Source organism: Opitutia bacterium (assembly GCA_016217545.1).
GTDB lineage: Bacteria > Verrucomicrobiota > Verrucomicrobiia > Opitutales > Opitutaceae > Didemnitutus.
In genome coordinates, this window is record JACRHT010000016.1 from 463,663 (window position 1) to 485,672 (window position 22,010).

The 22,010-nt window shown below is 63.7% G+C and carries 21 protein-coding genes; 16 read left to right on the forward strand and 5 right to left on the reverse strand.

Annotated features, from left to right (window positions below; translation table 11 throughout):
• Positions 1–456 precede the first annotated feature (456 nt).
• Both HZA32_14440 and HZA32_14445 read left to right on the forward strand, forming a co-directional pair.
• A complete protein-coding gene (locus tag HZA32_14440) occupies positions 457–1,803 on the forward strand; it encodes a Gfo/Idh/MocA family oxidoreductase (protein MBI5425274.1) in 1,347 nt (448 codons plus the stop codon).
• Positions 1,804–1,985: 182 nt separating this feature from the next.
• Positions 1,986–3,254, forward strand: a complete 1,269-nt coding sequence (locus HZA32_14445; protein MBI5425275.1) for a rhamnogalacturonan acetylesterase — start codon at positions 1,986–1,988, stop codon at positions 3,252–3,254.
• Positions 3,255–3,386: 132 nt separating this feature from the next.
• Here HZA32_14445 and HZA32_14450 read toward each other — a convergent pair whose 3' ends face one another.
• Positions 3,387–4,118 carry a phage integrase N-terminal SAM-like domain-containing protein gene (locus HZA32_14450; GenBank protein MBI5425276.1) on the reverse strand — a complete coding sequence of 244 codons (732 nt, stop codon included), beginning with the start codon at positions 4,116–4,118 and terminating at the stop codon, positions 3,387–3,389.
• A gap of 185 nt (positions 4,119–4,303) precedes the next feature.
• On the opposite strand from HZA32_14450, the gene HZA32_14455 reads away from it, so the two are divergent.
• The 6 genes from HZA32_14455 (at position 4,304) to HZA32_14480 (ending at position 7,521) form a co-directional block, all read left to right on the forward strand.
• Positions 4,304–4,552 (forward strand): hypothetical protein, encoded by a 249-nt coding sequence (locus HZA32_14455; GenBank protein MBI5425277.1) that lies wholly within the window; start codon positions 4,304–4,306, stop codon positions 4,550–4,552.
• A 170-nt stretch (positions 4,553–4,722) separates the two neighbouring features.
• Positions 4,723–5,190, forward strand: coding sequence for a hypothetical protein (locus HZA32_14460; protein ID MBI5425278.1), 468 nt, complete (start codon positions 4,723–4,725; stop codon positions 5,188–5,190).
• A gap of 77 nt (positions 5,191–5,267) precedes the next feature.
• Positions 5,268–5,711, forward strand: coding sequence for a hypothetical protein (locus HZA32_14465; protein ID MBI5425279.1), 444 nt, complete (start codon positions 5,268–5,270; stop codon positions 5,709–5,711).
• Positions 5,708–6,052, forward strand: coding sequence for a hypothetical protein (locus tag HZA32_14470; protein MBI5425280.1), 345 nt, complete (start codon positions 5,708–5,710; stop codon positions 6,050–6,052). The genes HZA32_14465 and HZA32_14470 overlap by 4 nt, the downstream gene beginning before the upstream one ends.
• A gap of 492 nt (positions 6,053–6,544) precedes the next feature.
• A complete protein-coding gene (locus HZA32_14475) occupies positions 6,545–6,832 on the forward strand; it encodes a hypothetical protein (GenBank protein ID MBI5425281.1) in 288 nt (95 codons plus the stop codon).
• 80 nt (positions 6,833–6,912) lie between these two features.
• On the forward strand, positions 6,913–7,521 hold the full coding sequence (locus HZA32_14480; protein ID MBI5425282.1) for a hypothetical protein: 609 nt from the start codon (positions 6,913–6,915) through the stop codon (positions 7,519–7,521).
• On the opposite strand, the gene HZA32_14485 is transcribed toward HZA32_14480, so the two are convergent.
• Positions 7,486–8,739: a transposase gene (locus HZA32_14485; protein MBI5425283.1), complete on the reverse strand. Its 1,254-nt coding sequence runs from the start codon at positions 8,737–8,739 to the stop codon at positions 7,486–7,488. The genes HZA32_14480 and HZA32_14485 overlap by 36 nt on opposite strands.
• A 794-nt stretch (positions 8,740–9,533) precedes the next feature.
• Here HZA32_14485 and HZA32_14490 point away from each other — a divergent pair.
• The 8 genes from HZA32_14490 to HZA32_14525 all read left to right on the forward strand — a co-directional run bounded on the left by HZA32_14490 (position 9,534) and on the right by HZA32_14525 (position 14,141).
• A complete protein-coding gene (locus tag HZA32_14490) occupies positions 9,534–9,971 on the forward strand; it encodes a hypothetical protein (GenBank protein MBI5425284.1) in 438 nt (145 codons plus the stop codon).
• Between the two features lie 1,039 nt (positions 9,972–11,010).
• Positions 11,011–11,292 carry a hypothetical protein gene (locus tag HZA32_14495; GenBank protein ID MBI5425285.1) on the forward strand — a complete coding sequence of 94 codons (282 nt, stop codon included), beginning with the start codon at positions 11,011–11,013 and terminating at the stop codon, positions 11,290–11,292.
• A gap of 593 nt (positions 11,293–11,885) precedes the next feature.
• The gene (locus HZA32_14500; GenBank protein ID MBI5425286.1) at positions 11,886–12,071 is read left to right on the forward strand and encodes a hypothetical protein; all 186 of its coding nucleotides are present in this window, start codon (positions 11,886–11,888) and stop codon (positions 12,069–12,071) included.
• Positions 12,072–12,174: 103 nt separating this feature from the next.
• A complete protein-coding gene (locus HZA32_14505) occupies positions 12,175–12,549 on the forward strand; it encodes a hypothetical protein (protein MBI5425287.1) in 375 nt (124 codons plus the stop codon).
• Positions 12,550–12,619: 70 nt separating this feature from the next.
• A complete protein-coding gene (locus tag HZA32_14510; protein ID MBI5425288.1) occupies positions 12,620–12,958 on the forward strand; it encodes a hypothetical protein in 339 nt (112 codons plus the stop codon).
• A gap of 23 nt (positions 12,959–12,981) precedes the next feature.
• Positions 12,982–13,368 (forward strand): hypothetical protein, encoded by a 387-nt coding sequence (locus tag HZA32_14515; protein ID MBI5425289.1) that lies wholly within the window; start codon positions 12,982–12,984, stop codon positions 13,366–13,368.
• An 89-nt stretch (positions 13,369–13,457) separates the two neighbouring features.
• Positions 13,458–13,781, forward strand: coding sequence for a hypothetical protein (locus HZA32_14520; GenBank protein ID MBI5425290.1), 324 nt, complete (start codon positions 13,458–13,460; stop codon positions 13,779–13,781).
• A gap of 102 nt (positions 13,782–13,883) precedes the next feature.
• Positions 13,884–14,141 (forward strand): hypothetical protein, encoded by a 258-nt coding sequence (locus tag HZA32_14525; GenBank protein ID MBI5425291.1) that lies wholly within the window; start codon positions 13,884–13,886, stop codon positions 14,139–14,141.
• 452 nt (positions 14,142–14,593) lie between these two features.
• Here HZA32_14525 and gnpA read toward each other — a convergent pair whose 3' ends face one another.
• The 3 genes from gnpA to HZA32_14540 form a co-directional block, all read right to left on the reverse strand.
• A complete protein-coding gene (gene gnpA / locus HZA32_14530) occupies positions 14,594–16,798 on the reverse strand; it encodes a 1,3-beta-galactosyl-N-acetylhexosamine phosphorylase (protein ID MBI5425292.1) in 2,205 nt (734 codons plus the stop codon).
• A gap of 125 nt (positions 16,799–16,923) precedes the next feature.
• Positions 16,924–19,011 (reverse strand): beta-galactosidase, encoded by a 2,088-nt coding sequence (locus HZA32_14535; GenBank protein ID MBI5425293.1) that lies wholly within the window; start codon positions 19,009–19,011, stop codon positions 16,924–16,926.
• A gap of 76 nt (positions 19,012–19,087) precedes the next feature.
• Positions 19,088–21,985: a glycoside hydrolase gene (locus tag HZA32_14540; GenBank protein MBI5425294.1), complete on the reverse strand. Its 2,898-nt coding sequence runs from the start codon at positions 21,983–21,985 to the stop codon at positions 19,088–19,090.
• Between the last annotated feature and the right edge of the window lie 25 nt (positions 21,986–22,010).

Consider the following 22,010-nt stretch of genomic DNA (forward strand, 5'->3'; position numbering starts at 1 on the left):
TTCGCACGGGTTCAGGGGCAACAGCGCGCCGTCAAACTACGGCCCGCCCCCGCAGCGACCACGCCGCAGATTCCTGACAGTCCGACCTTGGCCCAAGCGCGAGGATTCACTCCGCAAGCGTGTCCGCGGTCGTTTTCCCGCGCGAACTCAATCTGCCACCGGGAGGGCCCGCGAGCCATCGCCGTGCGTCACGTGGAGGGCCCGCGTCCCCGCGGGCCGCTTGTCCGCTCGCGCACGCGATCCCCGCTTCACGCCGTGGCACCCGTCGCGACGTGTCAGAACGGTCCTCGGACAAACGCGTCCGGTGCGCGGCCTCGTGCGGAGGGCCCGCGTCCCCGCGGGCCGTCGCGCGTGTCGTCAAACTGTCAGTCGCGCCCGCGCCTCCATTTCGCAGCCACCGCCGCCAACCTTGCTCTGCCTTGCGGCCCGCGCCGCATTCGGCGAATCTCCCTTTCCATGGCCACCCAACGCATCGCGCTCGTCGGCACCGGCGGTCGCGCCCTTTCGTTCGTCGAACCCGTTTTCGCCCGCTATCGCGCAAACAACGAGCTGGTCGCTTTCCTCGACCCCAGCCCCACGCGCATGGCCTACTACAACGAGCTCATCGGCTCGCGCTGGTCCGCCACGCCCGTGCCGACGTTCACCCCGGCGCAGTTCGACGAGATGCTGCGCACCACGCGCCCGCAGATCGTGATCGTCTGCTCGGTCGACGCCACGCACCACGACTACATCGTGCGCGCGCTCCGCGCCGGCTGCGACGTCATCACGGAGAAGCCGCTAACGATCGACGCCGAGAAATGCGCCGCCATCCTCGCCGCGCAGCGCGAGAGCGGCCGCCGCGTGCGCGTCGCCTTCAACTACCGCTGGGGGCCGTTCCGCACCAAAGTCCGCGAACTTCTCGCCGGCGGCACCATTGGCCGCGTGCAATCGGTCAACCTCGAGTATCTCCTCGATACCTCGCACGGCGCCGACTACTTCCGCCGCTGGCACTCGCACATGGCGCAGTCCGGCGGCCTGCTCGTCCACAAGTCCACGCATCACTTCGACCTCGTGAACTGGTGGCTCGACGCCATCCCCGCGCAGGTCTTCGCGCATGGCTCGCTCGTCTACTACGGCAAGCAAAACGCCCTCGCGCGCGGCGACCAGCGCTGGACCAGCTACCCGCGCTACACCGGCGCCGCGACCGGAGATGACCCCTTCAAGCTCGACCTCGCCGAGAGCGAGAGCTTCCGCCGCCTCTATCTCGACGCCGAAAAAGACACCGGCTACCTGCGCGATCAAAACGTCTTCCGCAACGGCATCGACATCTACGACCAGATGTCCGCGCTCGTGCGCTACCGCACCGGCCAGGTCCTCAACTACTCGCTCGTCGCCTACAGCCCGCGCGAAGGCATGCGCGTCACCTTCAACGGCGACCGCGGCCGCCTTGAGTATCACGAGTTCATCGGCTCGCACATGAACCGCGCCGTCGTCAGCTCCGAGTTCAAGCTCGAGCAACACGGCAGCGCCGAAGCCGAGGGCGAGTGGATCCGCGTCTTCCCGCATTTCCAGCCGAGCTACATCGTCCCGATGCCGCCCGCCACAGGGCCGCACGGCGGCGCCGACGAAGTGATGACCGAGCAACTCTTCTCGCCCGCGCCGCCCGCCGATCCGTGGCAGCGCTCCGCCGGCCACGAGCAAGGCGCCGCCTCCATCCTCGTCGGCATCGCCGCCAACCGCTCGATCAAGACCGGCGCGCCCGTCGTCATCACCGACCTCGTCCCGCTCGCCCCATCCGCGCAAAAGCTCAGCGAACTCGTGTGAACTCGCCGCACCACACTTCCAAGGTAGGACGCGACCGCTGGGCGCGCCGCAAGGACGCTCGCGGGCGGCCCAGCGGTCCGCCCCTACCTCGACACAATCTCGTCCGCGCGTTCTTCCCGCTCCACGCGCTCCTCCTCTTCAGTTTGTCATCGCGAGGCGCGCGCAGCGCGCCGTGGCGATCCATCTGTTCCTCTTTCTCGGCGTCCGCCTGTCTCCTCGCGCTCTTCCCGCTCCTCTCCGCGTTCCCCCTCGCGAGCACCGTCCGCGCCGCGCCGTCCGCGCCCCGCGAGTTCGACCTCACCCAACCCGCCGCTCTCGGCGCCTACACTCCCGCCAACGGCGCCGGCTTCGACCTCGGCACGCGCCCGCAAGACAACGCGCCGTTCTATTTCTCCGTCGCTGCGCCCGAGGGAAATTACCGCGTCACCGTCGTCCTCGGCGACGCCGCCGCGCCCGCTGCCACGCTCGTGCGCGCCGAGTCGCGCCGCCTCATGCTCGCCACCGTCGCGACCGCCGCCGGCGAGTTCGCCACGCGCTCGTTCATCGCGAACGTCCGCCACGCCGCGCTCCCGCCTCCGCCCGCCAACGCGCCCGGCGCCAGCGCCGTCGCGCTCAAGCCGCGCGAGCAAGGCTCGTTCACCTGGGACGACAAGCTCACGCTCGAGTTCAACGGCCCCGCGCCACGCGTGCGCTCGATCCGCATCGAGCCGGTCGACGTGCCGACCGTTTTCCTCCTCGGCGACTCCACTGTCACCGACCAGCGCTCCGATCCCGCCGCGAGCTGGGGTCAGATGCTGCCGTGCTTCTTCCGCGCCAACATAGCCGTCGCCAACCACGCCGAGTCGGGCGAGACGATGAAATCCTTCCTCGCCGAAAGCCGCCTCGCCAAGGTCCTCAGCCTCACGCGCCGCGGCGACTGGATGCTGATTCAGTTCGGCCACAACGATCAGAAAGCCAACTGGCCGCAGACCTACGCCGAGGCACGCACCACCTTCCGCGCCTACCTCAAAGCCTTCATCGCCGAAGCGAAACTCCGCGACGTGCAGCCGATCCTCGTGACCTCGCCTGAGCGCCGCACCTTCGGCCCCGACGGCAAGATCCGCAGCACGCATGGCGACTATCCGGCCGTCGTCCAGCAAGTCGCCGCCGAGGAGAAAATTCCCTGCCTCGACCTGCGCGCCGCCAGCGCCGCTTTCTACGAAGCCCTCGGCCCGCAACGCGCCCCGCTCGCCTTCAACGACAGCGGCAAGGACGCCACGCACCACAACTCCTACGGCGCCTACCTCCTCGCCGCCTGCATCGCCGACGCCATCAAGCGCGCCGCGCCCGCGCTCGCCGCCCACCTCGCGCCGGACTTCGCCGGCTTCGATCCGCGCCACCCGCCCGCGCCCGAATCGCTCCCCTTCCCCGCCAGCCCGACCCACACCGAGGAGAAGATCGCCGGCAACTAGCGCAACTCGAGTTGACGGGCCTCCGTTTTGGTAGGGCGGCGAGTCCGTTCACCGCCGCGACGCGGAGCGGAATCCGCGCCCTACCCTCGACTGCGAGCAGCCACCGGCGACGTAAACCGGCTCTACCGCGATTTAAATTGAAGCGTAGCTGCATTGCGGAGGAACGAGCCCCCCCACGAGCCCTCCGCCCTCAGTCCTCCGTCTTTCGATCCAGCGGACTCCGCACGCCGAGCCCCGGCCGCATGGGCACAAAACCGAAGCGCACAACGCCTGCCGCTGCCCCGAAGCGCTCGCCCGCCCCTGCACCGCCAGTTCAGTCAGAAACGCCTGCACCTCGGCCCCGCTCGCCGCATGGGGCGAACGCGGCGCCAGATACGCCGCAAATCGGCGGGCCCACGCGCGGTAACTGTATTCCGTGCGCCAGAGCAGTCCGCGCAGACGCATCGTCTTCACCAACGCCCGCTCCCAATCCGGCCCACCCAAATCTTGTCCCGCCGGCTTCGGCTCCATCGGACGCCACCGCCTCTCGCCGCGATCAGCCCGCACGCCCTCGCTGCCTCCATCCTCCTCGGCTGCTTCGGCCCCGGACCGTCCGCTCGCGGCATTCGCTCCGGCATTCGGCGCCTTCCCTCGCGCCGCCTGCACGAACCATCGCAACGCCGCGCGCACGGGCCCGCGGCGCGAATTCTCGTGCGCCTCCACATACTGCTTGGCCAGCCTCACCGTTACCGGCACGTGTCGCGTTTTGCAGAACTTGAGCAGGGCGATGACCTCCTGCCGATACGACTCCTCGACGGCAGAGCCTAGGCCTGCCGTCGCCAAAACCTCCTTCCAATTCGGAAAAGACAAGGGCGTGGTGTCCATCTGTTGCGCACCGGCCCTATGCGCCCGCAAGTTGAGCCTTACGCCGGCCAGAATCAACGCGCCCAAAGCTCTACTCGACAAATTCGAACGTTGATCTTCATCGGGTTAGCGCTTCCATCCCCCAACGGGCCACACTGTTGTTATCATCAACTCAGTTACGTTGAATATACTGATCGGCGGAAGAGATGAGCGAAGAAGAAAAGAATCGGTCTCGTGATTCGAGCGTGCTGCTCACGCTGGCTTCAGGTGCATTGTCATTTGTTTTGCTTGGCGTCGCCGTTGCTTCGCTCCTTCGCGGACAAGCAGAGAAGATTTGGGGAGTCCTTATTTTCGGCATCATCAATGGGCTCATTTGTGTGTTCAGCTGGCTCCGCGCGTATCGTCCGAAGCCGCAAGAGCCGATCCAGGCGGCAGAGACAACGCGCGGGAAGTGACCGTAATTCGCATGGCCCAGCTCCGCTCAGCATCTCCTGTAATTCGAAAAGGCTCAATCCACGCTCGCCCGCGCGTGTCTCACCTTTAACGTTGGCCGAAGAAAATGTTTCGCCGTCTTCTATCCGTCCTCCTTCCCGTCGCGTTGGTTGGCGCTGCCGAGCCACCGAAGATGAAGCCCATCGTTTATCGTGGCGGCATCATCACGTTTCGTGTGCCAGCCACATGGAAGGAAGAGTATGAGGCCGAAGGCGGCGGCACATTCTATGACGACCGGCCCGACAGCGGCACGCTGCGCCTCAATGTCCTGACTTTCAAAGCACCCGAGGGAAAGCCAGCGGTAGACGGCTATGCTCATTTCGCTGCGACACCGCTGAAGGAGGGCGAACGGCTCATCCGGACGCCGAATGGCGACGGCCTGAAGTTGTCCAAGAAGTCAGCGGAAGAAAGAGGGACCAAGATTGATTTGTATTCTTGGCAGCTCGCACACAGTGCGCCCCCGGAGAAGTTCTATATCGCGTCCTTCACTTGGACGATACTTGCTTCCCAAAGCAGTGATCGGAAGTTTCAGCAGGAGATGGCCTTTCTTATCGATGAGATTTCACGCGCACAGTTTCACCCCGACCTCGGAAAGCTCTGAAGGGGCCAACCAGGCGGCACAGACAACTCGGGGGAGCTGCGCTCCCCTCCGTGTCTGACCTTGGACGTTGGCGAAAGATGAAATCATTAGAACGAGCCACATCATGGATGGACTCGACTCCAGTCTTGGCATTCTTTTTCGCGGTTTCGGTCTTCGGTGTTTCGATGGGCACGTGGGTTGTCGTCATGCAGTGGCTCGAAGGAAAAGAAGCTTGGGCGGCGTTTCCCTTCATCGCCCTTTGGTCATGGGGAGCGTGGAGCTCGTTCAAGACATGGAAGATCAAGAAAGAGGCCGAATCTTCTGAGAGGAAGCGATTGTCTGCAGTGGTGGCAGAGATCGTTCTGGTTGGCACGCCCCTCAAAGACGCTGTTCAGTCAGCTCGGGATCGCCTGAGCGCTGAAGGCCTGACCCGCTACCGACAGCTTTCTAGTCGAGCAATGAGTGCGGAGTTCGACATGGGTCCCCGCATGATACGGATCGTATCCGTTGATGGAAATGTCTCGGGTTTTGATGTCGTTTGAAGACGCCGATCCAGCCGCCACAGCCCAACGCCCTTGCTCTCACCGAAATCGCCCATGATAAAGCAGCATGGCTCACCTTAAACGATCGGCGGAAGATGTTTCGTTTCCACAAAGCGCTTTGGGGCACACTCGCCACTGTTCTGTCTTGCGCGGCCATTTACTGCGTAGTTGGCGGTCGGCCGGAAGAAGCTACGTGGGCCGAGCGCCTCAGGGCTTCCGGCGGGTTTCTGGCCTTCGCTCTTCTTTTCGCAGCCGGCTTCCAGCGCGAGTTCAAGCTGGAGCGAAAAGAGAAAGCCAAGAAAGAGCCAATCCAGCCGCCAGAGGCAACGCGCGGGAAGTGACCGTAATTCGCATGGCCCAGCTCCGCTCAATATTTTCCGTCGTTCAAAAGGGCTCACTCCACGCTCGCCCGCGCGTGTCTCACCTTTAACGTTCGGCAGAAGAAAAGACCACTATGCAAGAACCTTCCCCTGCTCCGCTGCTAGCGCAGTTGGCTCCCCTTATCATAGTCTGCGCCGGCCTAGCGTTTGTGCTAGCTCCTATCGCCAGAAGAAAGGGCCGGTCTCCGCTGCTAGCTCTACTGGCCTTCGTCCCGCTGGTGAACATGATGTTCGCCATTTGGCTCTGCTCTCTCACCGACGCTGCGGTCCTCAAAGACATCGAGATGCTGAAACAGACCCGAAGATAAGAAAGAGCCGATCCAGTCGGCAGAGACAACGCGCGAGAAGTGACCGTAATTCGCGTGGCCCAGCTCCGCTCAGCATCTCCCGCTTGCCCAAAGGGCTCACTCCACGCCCGCCCGCGCGTGTCTCACCTTTAACGTTGGGCGAAACATGGAGCCAGTCTTTCCATCACGGGTTGAGTTTCGTTTCGGCATCAAAGGCCGTGGCGTCGCCATCGATCCCGGTGTTCCCTACGAGCCCGCTACGCACAGAGTCTATATTGGCGACGAGTTAGAGATCCGACGACCCGATGGCTCGGCTATCTCCACGAAAGTCAGCGGCCTAGAGATGGGCGGTAACCCGAAGAAGAAGTCATGTTCGATTATTCTTCCGGCAAACGTCGCCGAAGAAGAGATTCCCATCGGGTCGGAAGTCTGGCAAATGACTCGTAGCCGATGAAGAAAGAAGCCCAACCAGCTGCCAGTGCCAATGTCGGTGCTGCGCACCGCCATGGCACATCGTAATCGTTGGGCAAAACCATGAAGCTCCTCCGCGTTTTCGCTTCTTTGTTTGTCGCTAGTAGTGCGCTGGCCGCGCCCACACCGAACGACAAAGAAGTGCTCGTCCGCGGTTGGAAGAATGAAGAGCTGCGTCGAATCCTCGATGACTTCAAAGCCATGTATCGAGACCGTCTGTCTCCCGATTACGGCGTGGTAGTGCACCCATTGCCCGAAGGTGCTATTCGCCTCACATTCCCGGCAGACCTTCCGCCCCCATTTTTCGCGTGGCTGGTGAATTACATCCGCTACCCAAAAGACTTCGACCTAAGCACGCGTTCGATCCTTGTGCTTGGAAGGACCACGCTGAGTTCCGTTTTCGAGCCTCCCGAAAAGAAGATGATCAGTCAGCGGGCCGCGTTTTACGTTCCGGCCGATGATCACGAGTATGATTTGGTTTTCGTGAGAGTTGGCGTTGCGACCTACGAGCTTTCGTTTGCCAGAGGACAGTGGAAGCTTGTTTCGAATTCTCGTCTGCCTCCTGGCCTCGACGCACTGATGAAAGAAGAGCCCAACCAACACCTGAGGGCAACTGAGCAAGGCCAAAGTGATATATCAGGCGGCGGAACGAAGGAGAGTGGCGAGCGGTGAGTTTCGTTGGGCGAGGGCGGCGACGTAGCGCGCCTCGTCGTAGGGCACGCGGTCATGCCAGCAGCGCCAGAGCACACGGATCCATTTGAACGCCAAGCCACGCAGGATCGTCTGGTGATGTTTGCCGGCGCGCTTTTGTTGGAGGTAATACGCCTTCGCCCAGGCGCACTTTGGGATCGTTTGGCCAGCCCACTCGACGAAGGTTTGGCGGAGGAACTTGGGTGCGTTCCACCGCCAGTGCGTCCAGATCTGCCGGCCGCTCTTCTCGCGCACCGGCGCAACGCCGCCGTATTTTTGCAGGCTCGCGGCGCTGGGATAGCGCTCCCGGTCGGTGCCGAAGGCGACAAGCAATCTCGGCGCGAGCACCGGCCCTGCGCCCGGCAAACGCACGAACAACTCCGCCTCCGGATGCGCGGCGAAGCACGCGGTGATGCGTTGCTCGACCTGTTCGATGTGCGACTGCAACGGACGCAGCACGGCCACGAGCAATCGGATCTGCATCACCGCGGGATCGAGGACGGCTCGATCCGTGGTCAACGCGCACGCCACGGCAATGCGGTCCAGGCGCTGCGCGATGACTCCCGGTCGGCGGCTGCGGTGTTCGGTGTAGAAGGCGCGCAAGCTCGCCGGCTTCGCCCGCTGGAGCAACGCGAGCTCCGGCCAACGCTCGAGGAAGTCGAGCGCGAGCGGCGTCCACAGGTCATCGCCGCACAGCTCCAGCGCCTGCGGGAACATCGTCTTGAGCGTAGAGCGCAGCTCGCACGACAGCTGCGTGCGACGATCGACCGCACCGCGACGCACTTCGTTGAGCGCGGCCAGCTCCCGCGTCGCGGCGGTGTCCAGGCGCAGCGCGCGCAACTGCTCGCGGTTTTGCGCCAGGATCCGGAGCAACACCACGGCGTCCGGCAGATCGTCCTTCGCGCCCGAAGGAACGAAGGCTTTGCGGAAGCGTTCGCTGGTGGCCGGATGAACCGGATAGATCGTCAGCCACGGATAATCGACCAAGGCGTGCATGACCGCGCTGCGGCCCGCCTCGATCGCCAACGCGACGGGCTGCGCCGCAAAGCGTTCGCCCAACTGGTGCAGCCAGTCGTGGAGCGCTTCCGCGCTGCCCACGATGTGGCCGGTCTCCGTCTCTGCGCCCACGCCGAGTGCGAAGGCATGTTCTTCATCGCCCCAGTCCAACGCGACGAGGGCCGCATAGTCGGTCGTCTTCATGGTGTTCGTTTTTGGGATGGAGAGCCGGGCTGCAGACTGTATCGTGCGGGACGTGAGAAACGTCGGCACCTGAGGATGCATGACCGGACTCATGAACTGACCGGCCGCGATCGAGATTTGGTTCGGATTCCTGCGAAAAGAAACTCGCCAGATGTTCGTGTCGCGACCGGTCAGCAATTAACCGCTTCCGCCCCTCAACCCAAGATGAGTCTAGCGAACGAAAGCCGTGCGGCGTGCCCCCGGTCCACTCCAGCTTGGGGCTTCCGCGGACCGGAACCACGCCGCACTGGAACACCGATACAGCCGCCAGAGCCAACGGCCCCAAGCGGCCGTGGCTCATCTTGATCGATCGGTGGAAGAAAGATGCCATCCCAGAGAAAACTCGTAATCTATCTCGCTTGTGCTGTTAGCGGATTCGCTCTGCTGGCTGCCGTTTTTCGGGAGCGTCTAGTCGAAGTCGCTCTTCTGGTGTTTTTCGTGTGCGTATTGGCAGATGGTCTCATCGACGGTGCCCTTACCTACGGGATGCGTAGTGCGAAGAGATTATATCGACGGAAGGAGAATCCGGTAGCCTATTGGCTTATCGCGGCATTCTGGTGCGCCCTTATTGTAACGATGGGCGCCATGCTCCTCCGAGGCGCACCCAGAAGAAGAGCCGATCCAGCCGCCAGAGACAACGCGCGGGAAGTGACCGTGATTCGCATGGCCCAGCTCCGCTCCGCATCTCCAGTTGCCCCAAAGGGCTCACTCCACGCTCGCCCGCGCGTATCTCACCTTTAACGTTGGGCAAAAATATGCCACGCGACGCCGCCACCTTAGTCAGCGAACTTCGTAAGTTCACCGCGGACGACTTCGATTACATGAAGGGTGCCAAAGGCCCAGAACGCCTTTATGCGCTTTGTGAAGAAGTGGAGGCTCTGCTCGAGCCGATGTCCATTTTTCCGGAGTTCTTTGCGCTCATCGAGCGCCTTTCAGATTCCGAGTTGGGCACCCCGGGTCCGCTTGTGCACACCATGGAGAAGCACAGCGGCCACTATGAGCAGTTTCTCGCAGAATCCCTGAAGAGGAAGCCCACGGATCTCACAGTCTGGATGGTGAATCGCATCCTGAATGGAGAACCCGCTGATTCGGCTTTCTGGATGGATCAGCTTTCTACCGCAGCTGAGCATCCCTCGGCGACCCCGCTCGTGAAGGAGCAGGCGCTGCACTTCATCGAGTTTCAGAAGAAATGAAGAAGAAGCCCAACAAGCGGCCAGAGCCAATGTCGGTGCTGCGCACCGCCATGGCTCATCACTGAACGTTGGCCGGAAGATGAACTCCCGTAGGCGAAAGCTTCTAGTCGGTTTCGGAGTGTGCGGAGCCCTGTTTCTTGCAGTTCGAGCCGTTGCGCTGGTTCCCTCGATCCAAGACTCGCTCTGCCGGCTGATGTCGCGTGCCGTGTATCGGGACAGCCCGACCGCTGTCGCTGCTCTTCTCGTCGCTGGCGCGAGCCCGAATCGCTCAGTTCACGGCAGCACACCTGCGATACATGCGGCAGCCGCTCTGGATCGGGTCGCCATTCTTAGGCTACTGCTCGCCGTCGGAGCCGACCCAAACCTAAAGACAAAGTTTGAGGTCACACCGCTTTGGGAAGCCGAAAATCGAAAAGCAGAAGAAGCAGTTCGGCTATTGCGGGCCGCTGGTGGCTACGCCTATATCAGCCCCAACGCTCCATGAAGAAAGAGGCCAACCAGGCGCCACAGACAACTCCGGGGAGCTGCGCTCCCCTCCGTGTCTGAGCTCAATCGATCGGCGAAAAGATGCATCCCGTTGCAGGCATCCTTGAGGTCGAGATCGCGAAGGCTGGCTGGCACGTGTCTCGGAAAGAAGAACCAGATGTTTGGTGGACGGATGGGGCCTGGGTCATCGAGTCTGGCGACGCTTCGGCTGTTCTGACTTTTCTCGTGGACCCACAGGCAGACGTGCATCGACGGAAGAAAGGCGAGGCGCTGTGGGCGGTGAAGGCGTCGGCGACTGCGCCCGCCCAATGGCAAGGCAGCACGGGTGAGGTATCTCTGACTCTTGGGAAGAATTGGCGGGAGCGTATCGGAGAGTTCATTCGGAGCCTAAATCGCTTTCGGACCAAAGAGCCGATCCAGCCACTAGAGACAACGCGCGGAGTTTGACCGTCACTCGCATGGCCCAGCTCCGCTCAGCATTTGCCGTTGCTCAAAAGAGCTCACTCCACGCTCGCCCGCGCGTGTCTCACCTTTAACGATCGGCGGAAGAAAGATGAAGCGCCTTGCCATTGCACTGTTTTCCACCGGCTGGCTCGTTCCAGCGTGGCTCGGAGTGAGCAGCATCATGACTATTCTGGACGCAGAAGTGTGGCCGCTGCTGCGAGGCGGACATCCGGCCAACAGCTTTCCCTTTGTTGGCTTCGGCACGCGCTGTTTTGCGATTTCGTTTCTGTGGCTCGCTACGGTGATCGTTTTCTGGAGCTGGCAGCTTGCACCGCTGGTCTTGGCGAAGAAAGAGGCGATCCAGCCACTGGAGACAACGCGCGGAGTTTGACCGTGATTCGCATGGCCCAGCTCCGCTCTGCATTTCCCGTTCTTCAAAAGGGCTCACTCCACGCTCGCCCGCGCGTGTCTCACCTTTAACGATGGGCGAAGAGAGTCATCCATGAAGAGAGCCGACGCATATCCGATCTTGGTCCAAGAGCTCAAGCGTTGGCGCATACTGCCGAAGAAAGAGTTACTTGGGTATGTCGGCCAAAAGCCATCACCTCGGGCAGTTCGCATCGGAGAAGAAGAAGTTAGTGTCGAAGTCGAAGTCGGTTGGGCTGACGATCATCAGACCCGTGTGTGCGTCACGGCTATCGCGAATGGACCAAGCCATTGGCGGCTTGAGCGACTTGAAGAGAAGATCACGCTGCGCATAGCAGCAGAAGAAGAGCCCATCCAGCCGTCAGAGACAACGCGCGGAAAGTGACCGTAAATCGCGTGGCCCAGCTCCGCTCAGCATTTTCCGTTTCTCAAAAGGACTCACTGCACGCTCGCCCGCGCGTGTCTCACCTTTAACGATCGGCGGAAAGAATGAGCGCAGCGACCGACAATCCCGACATTAAGAAAAGATGGCCGAGATGGCTGCGTGTGTTTTTGTGGATGGAAGCCGTCATTGGTGTGTTCGTGTTGGCCGCGGTATTTGCCGAAACACCAGCTCAGCAGTTACGCAACGCCGTCATTGTCGGAGCAGTTGCTTACGGCCTCTATCGATGGTTGTGGAAGCAAGGCGACCAGAGGTCGGAGAAAGAGCCGATCCAGCCACTAGAGACAACGCGCGGGAAGTGACCGTAATTCGCATGGCCCAGCTCCGCTCAGCATCATCAGTTTTTCAAAGGGGCTCACTGCACGCTCGCCCGCGCGTGTCTCACCTTTAACGTTAGCCAAGAAGATGACCACCGTAGGAACACGCGTAGTTCTCACCGAAGACGAGGGGCGCAGGCTGTTCAAAGAGCAGCTACCGCTTTCGGGCACTGTCGAGCGGGAGATTGTCTCCATCGACGGGAGTCGATGGTCGCTTCTCGCTCTCGATCGCTCCTTCGACTACCAAGTGCAAGATGCGCAGACGAAGGCTTTCCGCGGATTTGAAGTGAAGAGGCTCTTGATTCGCTCTCGCTGGAGTGGCTATTCCGTCGGTGGCTCAGTGCCCACATCGGTGTTTGTGCTGATCGCTGGCGACGAACGCCTGTTCGACGAAGAAAAGATCGATCCAAAGAAATTCTATTTCGAAGCATGGGCCATGTGCGAAAATGAAAAGAAGGGCTAACAAGCGTCCAGAGCCAATGGCGGGGCTGCGCCCCGCCATGGCTCATCACTGAACGATCGGCGGAAGAAAAATGAAGATTACCGACTTCGCAGACATAACCTACGGCGTCATCGAGGGAACCGACTTCGAGGACTACATCCCGAGCTTGTGCCTACCCGGCAAAAACAAGATTAAGGCGCTTCAGGGCATCCCCAAAGAAGAAGAGAGCAATATTCGAGAGATCGCATTGGATTGGGCCACCAATTCCGCCGACGAAGCCGAAGAGTTCTTAGTCGCATTTCGTGAGGGTCCAGCGCACTTCAGGATTATCCGTCGATCCGATGGCGCGTTCGAAGAAGCCCTTTTCCCCGCTCAGAAGGCCGATCCAGCCGGCACAGACAACGACCGGGCTGCGCCCGGTCGTGTCTGACCTCAATCGATCGGCGGAAGAATATGAAAATCCACCACATCCTTTTGTCTCTCGGATTTATCGCTGTCGTGGCGTTCGCTGCCGAGCCGACGCCAGCACCACCAAAGGTGTCAAAAGAAGACGCCGCGAAGCTAGAAGAAGAAAAGAAGACGTGGCCCAAGACTGTGGACGAAGCAGTCACGCGCATCCTATCGACGATGCCAGAAAAAGACCGGAAGATCGTCAGGGACACGGCGGAAGATGACCTCATCCAGTTTCACCACGGCTGGGGCACGGGTATTCGGAATAGCTTTGGCTTATGGCGTGGAAACAAGGCCCTCATGGAAGACTGCAAGTCGGATCACCCCGACGATGCATCGATGGTCATTATCTTTGCCGTCTGGAAGCGGCTACAGAGTGAAAAGAAATGAAGAGGCCGATCCAGAGCACTACAGACAACGACGGGACTGCGCCCCGTCGTGTCTGACCGCAGTCGCTGGGCAGAATAAAGAAATTTACCATGACAAAAACGTTAAGAGCGAAGCCATCCTTGGTCTTCCTGCCCTACATCGCAAACGTCGGGCTCTACCTTTTCCTCCTGCTGCGTGGCGCGCGGGGCACTGGCATTTTTATCAGCGCGTTGATGGCAGCCGGAGGCCTCACCTTTCTCTATTTTATCATCAAGAAGGGATTTGTTCTGGGACGAGGCGGGCATTACTCGATAGACGGAAAGCCAAATGCATTTTGGACGAGCGCGGCGCTATGCTTTTGCTGGTATCTGGTGGTCACGCTCGTGGCTGTCGGGTTCTATTTCCAAGATCGCGCTCTCGGCATCATCAACTAGGCCATGAAGAAAGAGCCCAACCAGTCGGCACAGACAACTCCGGGCAGCTGCGCTGCCCTCCGTGTCTGACCTCAAACGTTCGGCAAAAGAGACGCGCGCACCATGAATCCAGAGGCTCTCGCTTCGTTGTCACCCGAAGAGAAGAAGGAAGTAAGTGCGCTCCGGAAGCAGTTCATTGCCGCGGTGAAGAAGACCAATCTCGGCGATGGCTCGGCGTTCGCGCGCCATTTTCAGATCAAAGAAGAAGCTGCATTCTTTGTCTGCTCCGACGGCAGTTCGTCACTTCCTGGGATCAAGACGAGATCAAGGAAGTCCCTGGAAGTTCTATTCGATGACGCCGTGGCAAACTACGGCAGATAAAATGGAGCCGAACCAGTAGGAATGAGAAGGCGTGAGAGGTCCGCGTCGCCGTAGAAGCGCGCGCGGTTCTACTCTCCGCCCTATGAACACAAACGAACTGACGATTGGATTGGATCTCGGGGACCGCCGGCATCACGTGTGCGTCCTCAGTGCCTTGGGTGAGATCATCGCCGAGGAAATTTTGCCCAACACCCGCGAGTGCCTCAGCGCCTACGCCGCGCGTTATCCGGGTGCGATGATCATCATGGAGACGGGCACGCACAGTCCGTGGGTCTCGCGGCTATCTGCACCTGATCAGGGCGAAGCAGGGAGATCGCTATCAGATCGGAAACAATCGAGGGCGCATCAACGGCTGGGTCGGCCTGAATGGCATCTTCGGCCGTTGCGTCAGCGTGGAAAAATGAAGAACCCAACCGACCGCCTTCTGTGGCCGCCGGTCGATCTCCCCTCACTCAGACATCCACGATCGCGATGCCGTGGGCTTCGAGTTGCAGCGGGCGCGTGGCGCGGGCGCCGCCGAGGGTCACGGTCGTGGGCTGCGGCTCGCCGGCGTTGTTGATCACGACGAGTTTCTTCACCGCCGGGAAGTAGCTGGCCTCGGTCTTCACGTTGCCCGCCTGCCAGGCGCCCCAAGCGGCGTCCTGCGACGCGGCCCAGTAGAGCGCGCGGTGCAGCAGGCGCGTGTTCTCGAAGTTGAACTTGAACCCGCTCAGATAAACCGCCCGGCCGCGGCCGAAGGCGTGCGTGGCGAGACGCGGCGTGCCGTCGCGCTCGGCGAGCACGGTCGTGTCGCCATCGAAGACATAGATGCCGTCGACATCCTTGCCGAGGTCGAGCGGCGCGGTGACGTCCGCGGTGATGAAGTGCGCCGCCACCGGCGCGGCGGGCGGAGCGAACTTGAACTTGCCGTTGGCAACGCGGTCGCCGGTGTCGCGGTCGAGGCCGAAGACACGCGCGAGTTTGAAGCACTGGCCGGGACGCGGGCGCGCCGAGGGCTCGCCAACGCCGATCACGCCGCCGCCCTTTTGCGCGAACTCCGTGAGGATTGTCTCGACGCGCGGGTCGTCCCAATAGTGTCCGCCGCTCCACGCGGAGCCGGCGCGACCGCAGTTGATCACGGCTTTCACGCCGCGCGGCACGCCGTGCTTCACCAAGTCGTCGAAGCTGATGAACTGCACGTCGAGCGCGAGGCCGGCGAGGGACTCGAGCACGTCGTAGAGCGCCACGCCCGGCGTGAGGTGGCCCGAGCACGTCCACGCGCGCAGGTCGCCCCACGCGGTGAGCACGGCGACCTTGAAGGGCGCGACCCACGGACGGCCGCCGGCGTGGAAGGATTTCAGGAGGCGGAACTCGCGCGCGAGTCCCTCGATGTAGTCCTGGAAATCGGGGAACGGCTCGACGAGCGACAGGTAGCCGCCGAGACCGATGCGATCGATGGGCGCGCGCACGAGGCCGCGGCGCGCATCGATCCAGAAGTTCTTCGCGTCGAGCGTGGGATTGCCGCCGGCCTTGAAGGTCGGCTCGCCCTTCAAGCCCGTCGGGAACAAATACGGGTGCAGGCGGAGTTCGCGCGTCTTCGCGCCGGTGGAGTGCGCGCAGAGGCGCACCTCGAAGGCGTTGAACACGCACTTGATCAGGCCGTCGAAGCCGAACTCCTTGAAGCGCGGGCTGCTCGGCTCCACGCCGACCCAGTGATCGTCGTAGAACACGTAGGCGAGCTTGCGGTGGCGGTGGACGAGGTCGATGCACTTGCGCCCGAACTCGATCACGAAGCCGTGGATGAAATCCATGTAGTCGCGGTAGCGGCGCGACGGGGCGTTGTGCGTGGAGTTGTAGAGGCCGCCGTTGACGAAGTCCTCCGACGTGAGCCGGTAGCCGTATTTCTTCTCGAACAGCGTGAGCGCGCGCGGGCTGACGGTCATCTCGTAATCGCCCCAGTCGGAATAAATGTCGCGCAGCTTCGCGTGGTCGGCGCCCCAGAACCACGAGAAGTTGTAGAACATCGAGGTGAAGCGGACGACTTTCGTGTCGGGGTGTTCGCGCAGCCACTGCTCCAGGAACTCCAGCAGCACCCGCTGCGTCTCCGGCTGCATCGGATCGACGGCGGCGAGATGCTCGCGGTCACCCCAGTTGTTCGTGAGGTGGTTATACATCGAGATCTCCTCCCAGATGCGGAAGGCGAGGAAGTTCACCGTGTATTGGTGGCCGGGCACGGTGCCCTCGATGGTGACGGTGCCTTTCTTCGCGGTGAACGACCACTTGGTCTTCGCGACTTCCTTGCCGGTCGTGCGGTCGAAAACCTGCCACCAGCGCTTGGGGCTGTCGCCGAAGTTCACCACGAATTGCTCGGTGTAGTAACCGGCCAGCAGCGTGATCGTCGTGCGCGCCTTCGCGGCGACGACCGGGAAGCTCATGAGGAAATTCTGCTGGAGCTTGTCGCGGTGCACGCGCGCCCACGGCTGCACGGAGCGCACGAGGCAGATCGTCGAGTAGATCGCGTAGCCCGACTGCACGATCTCGGGCGAGAGCTGCGTGCCGTCGGAGTCGCGGATGGTGTCGGCGCCCCATTTCTTCGCGAGGCGCAGCGTGAGCTGCTCGTAACCGGCTTCGCCGGGCAGCGTGAAATCACCGTGGGAGAGATTGGGAGGATTGGTCATCGAGGAGAGATTTCAGTAGGAGAAACCACGAATACACACGAATGGACACCAATGTGGACAACGCTCACGGCGGCATTCGTGTCCATTCGTGTTCATTCGTGGTTAATAAGGATCGAGTGCTCGGCTCAGAATCGCACCGCGCGCCACTCGTAGCGGCCGAGCTTCAACGCGCCGGCGGCGAGCGCGGCGCCGCTGACAGCGTCGGTCGCGGCGGCGGGCAACTGCACTTCGCCACCCGCGCCATCCATGTTCACGGCGATCCACAGCGTGCGGCCGTCGGTCGTGCGGCGCGGACACACGATCGTGCCGGGCGTGGCAGTGTAGCGATGGCGAACATCCGCGCGCGTCGCGGCGTGCGCGACGAGGCGGGCGAGCAGCGCCTGGCCGGCGTCGCCCTGCGGTTGCGCGGCGAGCACGATGATCGCGCCCCGGCCGAGCGGACGCTCCGTCGCGAACGCGAGTCCGGCCTCCATGCGATCGGTCAGCAGCGTGCCGAGGATCTTGGTCTCGGGCGCGGCGGGACGCAGCGCGTTGCACCAGCCGGCGAGCGGCGCCGTCACGCCGTCGCTCTCGGCCTTGGCGTCGATGCCGTTCACGGGAAACGAATAGACGACCTCCACGCCCGCGAGCTTTTCGAGCGCGCCGAGCGCGGCGTCGGTCGGCACGGTGTGCTCGGCGGTGCGTCCGCCGGAGAGCGGGCCGCAGATCCACACGCCGCCGTTGCGCACGAATTTCTCCGCCCTGGCCAGCACTTCGGCGCTGAGGTGCGGCACCATCGGGGTGACGAGCAGTTTCAACCCGTCGAGCGAGGCGCCTTCGAACCGGATGTCGCGCGGCACGCCGGCGTCGAGCAGCAGCGAGTGCCATTCGCCGATCGCCTTCTGGTAATCGACCGTGTGCGCGCGATTCGAGCCCAGCGGCTCCGTCTGCCACATGGCGCGAGCGAGATCGGACCACGTCACCGCGGCCTCCACCGGCAGCGGCTGGCTCGCCGCGATGAGCGGCTCGAGTTGCCGGCGCGCGGCCTCGACGCGCTCCACCTGCACGTAGCCGAGCGTGGGCTTGCCCCAGGCGCTGAGCAGCGCGCTGTGCGGGAGTTCGCAGCCGGTGCGTTGCTGCCGCCAGAGCCAATAGCAAAACGCCTCGCCACCGAGCGCGTAGTCGGCGACCGCCTCGGCCACGAGGAAGCCCGGCGGATGCGCCGGCTCGTGGTTGCTGAGCCAGCCGTTGTGCGCAGCGCTCGTTTCCATGACCCAAAACGCCTTGCCGGGCTTCGCCGCGCGGAAGAGGTCGTAGTGCACGATGAGATTCCGCCAGTCCTTGCTCGAGGGGTAATCGTCGAACGCCGCGAAATCCAGCGGCGCGTGCAGGCTCTCGAGCCCGACGCCGAACCAGCGCATCGTGTTGTGCGTGATCGGCGCGGCGGAGTGCTGGCGGATCGCCGCGCATTGCTCGGCGACGAAATCCGCCGTGCGCTCGCGGTTGAACATCCGGTAGGCCGTGCTGAGCGAGGCGTTGTGGAGGAACGGCGTGCGCAGCGGCGCCGGCACCTGATCGAAGCGCTGGTAACGCTGGCTCCAAATCTCCGTGCCCCACGCGGCGTTGAGCGCGCCGATCGTGCCGTGGCGTTGCTCGAGCCAGCGCTGCCAATTCGCGATGGCGGACGGATTGAAATCCTCGCCGACGTGGCATTTCAGCTCGTTGTCGATTTGCCATGCGATGACGGCCGGGTGCCGCCCGAGCGCCGCCGCCTCGGCCGCGACGATCCGCAGGCACGCCGCGCGGACGTCGGGGTTTTCATAAGACATGTGCTGCCGCGCGCCGTGGATCATGGCGCGGCCCTCGCCGTCGACGAACGCGCGCGCCGGGTGCCCGTGGCTCAGCCACACCGGCGGCGTGGCCGTGGGCGTGCAGAGCACGACGTCGATGCCCGCCGCATGCAGTTGATCGAACACGCGCTGGAAAAAACTGAAGTCGACATTCCCCTCGTGCGGCTCCATGCGCGCCCACGCAAACTCGCCCACGCGCACGACGTTGATGCCGAGTTTCTTCATCTCGGCGATGTCGCGCGGCACTTCCGCCTCGGGCCACAGCTCCGGATAATACGCGGCGCCGTGGTAGAGCTTGGTCCCCTGCCCGACCGCCGCGCGCAGACCCAGCGAGAGCAAACCAGTCACGACAACGGCAACGAGGAGACGAAGGCGGATTTTCATGGGGAGGGGTGAGCGACTGAGCCAATAGCACCACCGCCCGTCGGCAAAGCCAGTCGCATTCGGATAGTCCGGCGCCCTACTCCCCCTCGGGACGGAAGAGCCCCCGCACCACCTCCACCGTTACTTCGACCGCCGGCGCGAACGCCTCGCTCGCCGCATACGCCAGCAAGCTCGCGCGCCACTGTCGCGCCACCGGTTCGTTGGCCAAGTCCTCCGTCAAATCGACGCTGCTCACCAGCAACCGCCCCGCGCCCACGCGCGCCTCGAATGCCAGCGCGAGCCGCCGGCAAGTATACCAGTCGTCGATCACCTCGACCAGCGGCCGCAACTCGCGCGGCAGCGCGTCCACGATCAACGCGTCGGCCCGCCGCAACAGATGCCACCATTGCCAATCGCTGTGCGCCTCGGTCGGGAACTCCGCCAGCGCCGCGTGCCGTGGGTCGCACACGAGCCCGAGCGTGTGCGGCGCCTGCCGCTGCGTGCACCACGTGTTCCAAAAGATCGGCGTGAATCCCAACTCAACGCGCCCGAGCGCGTCGCCGCGCGCGCGACCACGGCCTCCGGAAAGCACGACGCGTCCACCGGCGCGCAACGCGTCCTCCGCGCGCGCGTCGAGCGTGCGCGTCACGAGGACGCCGGGTGGCACCGGCGCGGGTTCCGCCGCCGGATAAACCCACACGGTCCAGTCGTTCTCAATCGCCGTTCCCGCGAGGCCGGCCACGAGCCGCAGCCGCTGCGCGCGCCTCGCCACGCCGAGCGACGCGCGGATTTTTCCGAGCGCGAAAGGCGCGCCCAGCGGGACGTCGCGCGGTGCAAATTCACCCTGCGCGAGCACGCCGCCCGTCGCGTCTTCCACGCGCCAGCGCGCGACGGCACCGGTCAGGGGACGCGCGCCGAAGTGTGCAACTTCGAGGTCGGCTTCGAGCGTATCGCCCGCCGTGAACACGCGATGCAGCAGCCGCGCCAGCAGCACCGTCGGCGCACAGCAGCGCCGGAACTCCGCCGCGCTCGCGTAGCCCTTCGTCCGCCAAAACGGATCGAGCACGCCGACGGGCGCGTGGCCCTGCCCCGTGAAATCCTGCAGGCCTAGCAATTGAAACCCGCCGAGCCCGGGCGTGCGCAGCTGCGCCTCGATCTCCTCCTTGTAGCACGCGAACTGCAGTCGCCCCGAAGCGCGCGCGAACTCCGCGGCCCGCGCCTCCAGTCCGCGCTCGCGCAAGCGCGCCGCGAGGATCTCCAGGCTGCTCGGACGCAGCGGCCCCGTGTATTCCGCCGCCGCCGCCGGATCGGGGAACGCACACCATTGTCCGATTTCGTGACTGATGACCGGTGCGACACGGCGCTCCACGCTCGCGCGATAATCCGCGACCGTCGCGGGCGGCGTGGCGTTCAAGCGGCTCGCGAGTCCGTCGCCCCACTGGTGCGCGCGCGGCTCGGGCAGCACGTGAAAATCGTTCTCCGCCAGCTCCGGCCAGCCCGCCGTCCCGGTGTAGAGCCGCCGCGAGTCGAGCGCGCGCATCGCCTCGACCCAGCGCGCGAGATAGGCGCGATGCTGCGGCCCGCCGGGCTCGTTGCCCGCGGCGAACAGCACGAAGCACGGATGGTTGCCGTAGGCGCGCAGGATGCGCTCGCCCTCCGCGAGCGTCCACGCATCGACGCTCGCACCATCACCGATGCCACGCGGCGAGTTGAAGGCGAGCACAGCGACCGCGTTCGGCCAGGTGCCGGCCTCGATTTGGAAATACATCCCGAGCTCGTCGCCAGCCACGAACGCGGCTTCGGGCGGACACCACGAGTGGAACCGCACATGATTCAGCCCGTGCTCGCGGATCGCGCCGAGGATGCGCCGCCACTCGGCGACGTCGGTCGGCGGATGCCCCGTGCGCGGAAACTGCGCACAATCGAGCGCGCCGCGCAGGAAGAGCGGGCGGCCGTTGAGCAAGAGCCGCCGCCCGTCGCGCCGGATTTCGCGCAAGCCGAAGCGCACCGCGCGCGCTTCGCCATTCGGCAGCCGCGCCGTGAACGTGTGCAACGCGGGCGTGAACTCGTCCCAGAGCGGCGCGTCGGCGCCGAGCGCAAGCGTCGTCGCGAAACTCCCATCGGCAGCGACCGGCACAACCACCCCCGCGACCGAAACCGATCCGTCCTGTAGGAGCCTGCTTGCAGGCGACCCGGACATCTCATTTGTGATCGAAGCCGGATCATCGCCTGCAAGCAGGCTCCTACCGGACGCTTCGCTGCTGACCGTGGCGCGCGCGATCGTCAGTTCCACGCTGGCCGCTCGCTCCTTCCCTTCCGCAACGCCGACTCGGCCGCGCACCCGCACGGCGCGCGCCGCGACGTCCGGATAAACCTGCAGGTCATCGATCCACGCCAGCGCCGTCGCCCGGAGTTGGAGCGCGCCGACCACGCCGTTCCAGTTGCCTTGCGTGTGATCGCTGACGCTGTGCGCATTCTCGCCGACATCGACGAGCAGCCGGTTGTCGATGCGCAGCGTGAGACGGTGGCGGCCGGGTGCGGTGAACACGCCGAGTTCGTAGTCGTGCGGCGTGGCTAGGCTGTCGCGCGTGCCGAGTTCGCATTCGTCGAGCCACGCGCGCGTCTGCCAATGCGCCCGCTCCAGCGAGAGCACGACGCGCCTTCCGACCCATTCGGCCGGGACCTCGATCTCGCGCTGATACCATGCCACGCCGACGTAGATGCGCTCGGGTGTCAGCCAGAACGGCAACCGCACCGGCGCGGGCGGGCGGAACGCCGCATACTCGGGCGCGGTGAAATAGCCGCGGTCGAAAATCGTGCCCGTCCACGGCGAGTCGGGCGTCGGCGCATCGCCGTGGCCTTGCGCGGCGAGCGCGCCGGGGAGTTGCACGGTGGAGGGGTCCGCTAGGCGGTCCGCGAACCAGCGGCCGGCCACGCCCGCGTCGGAGCGATCGAGCGCGAGGAACCATTCACCGTGCAGCGGGAGCGAGGACATGCGAGAGAGTCGGCCGCACGATGCC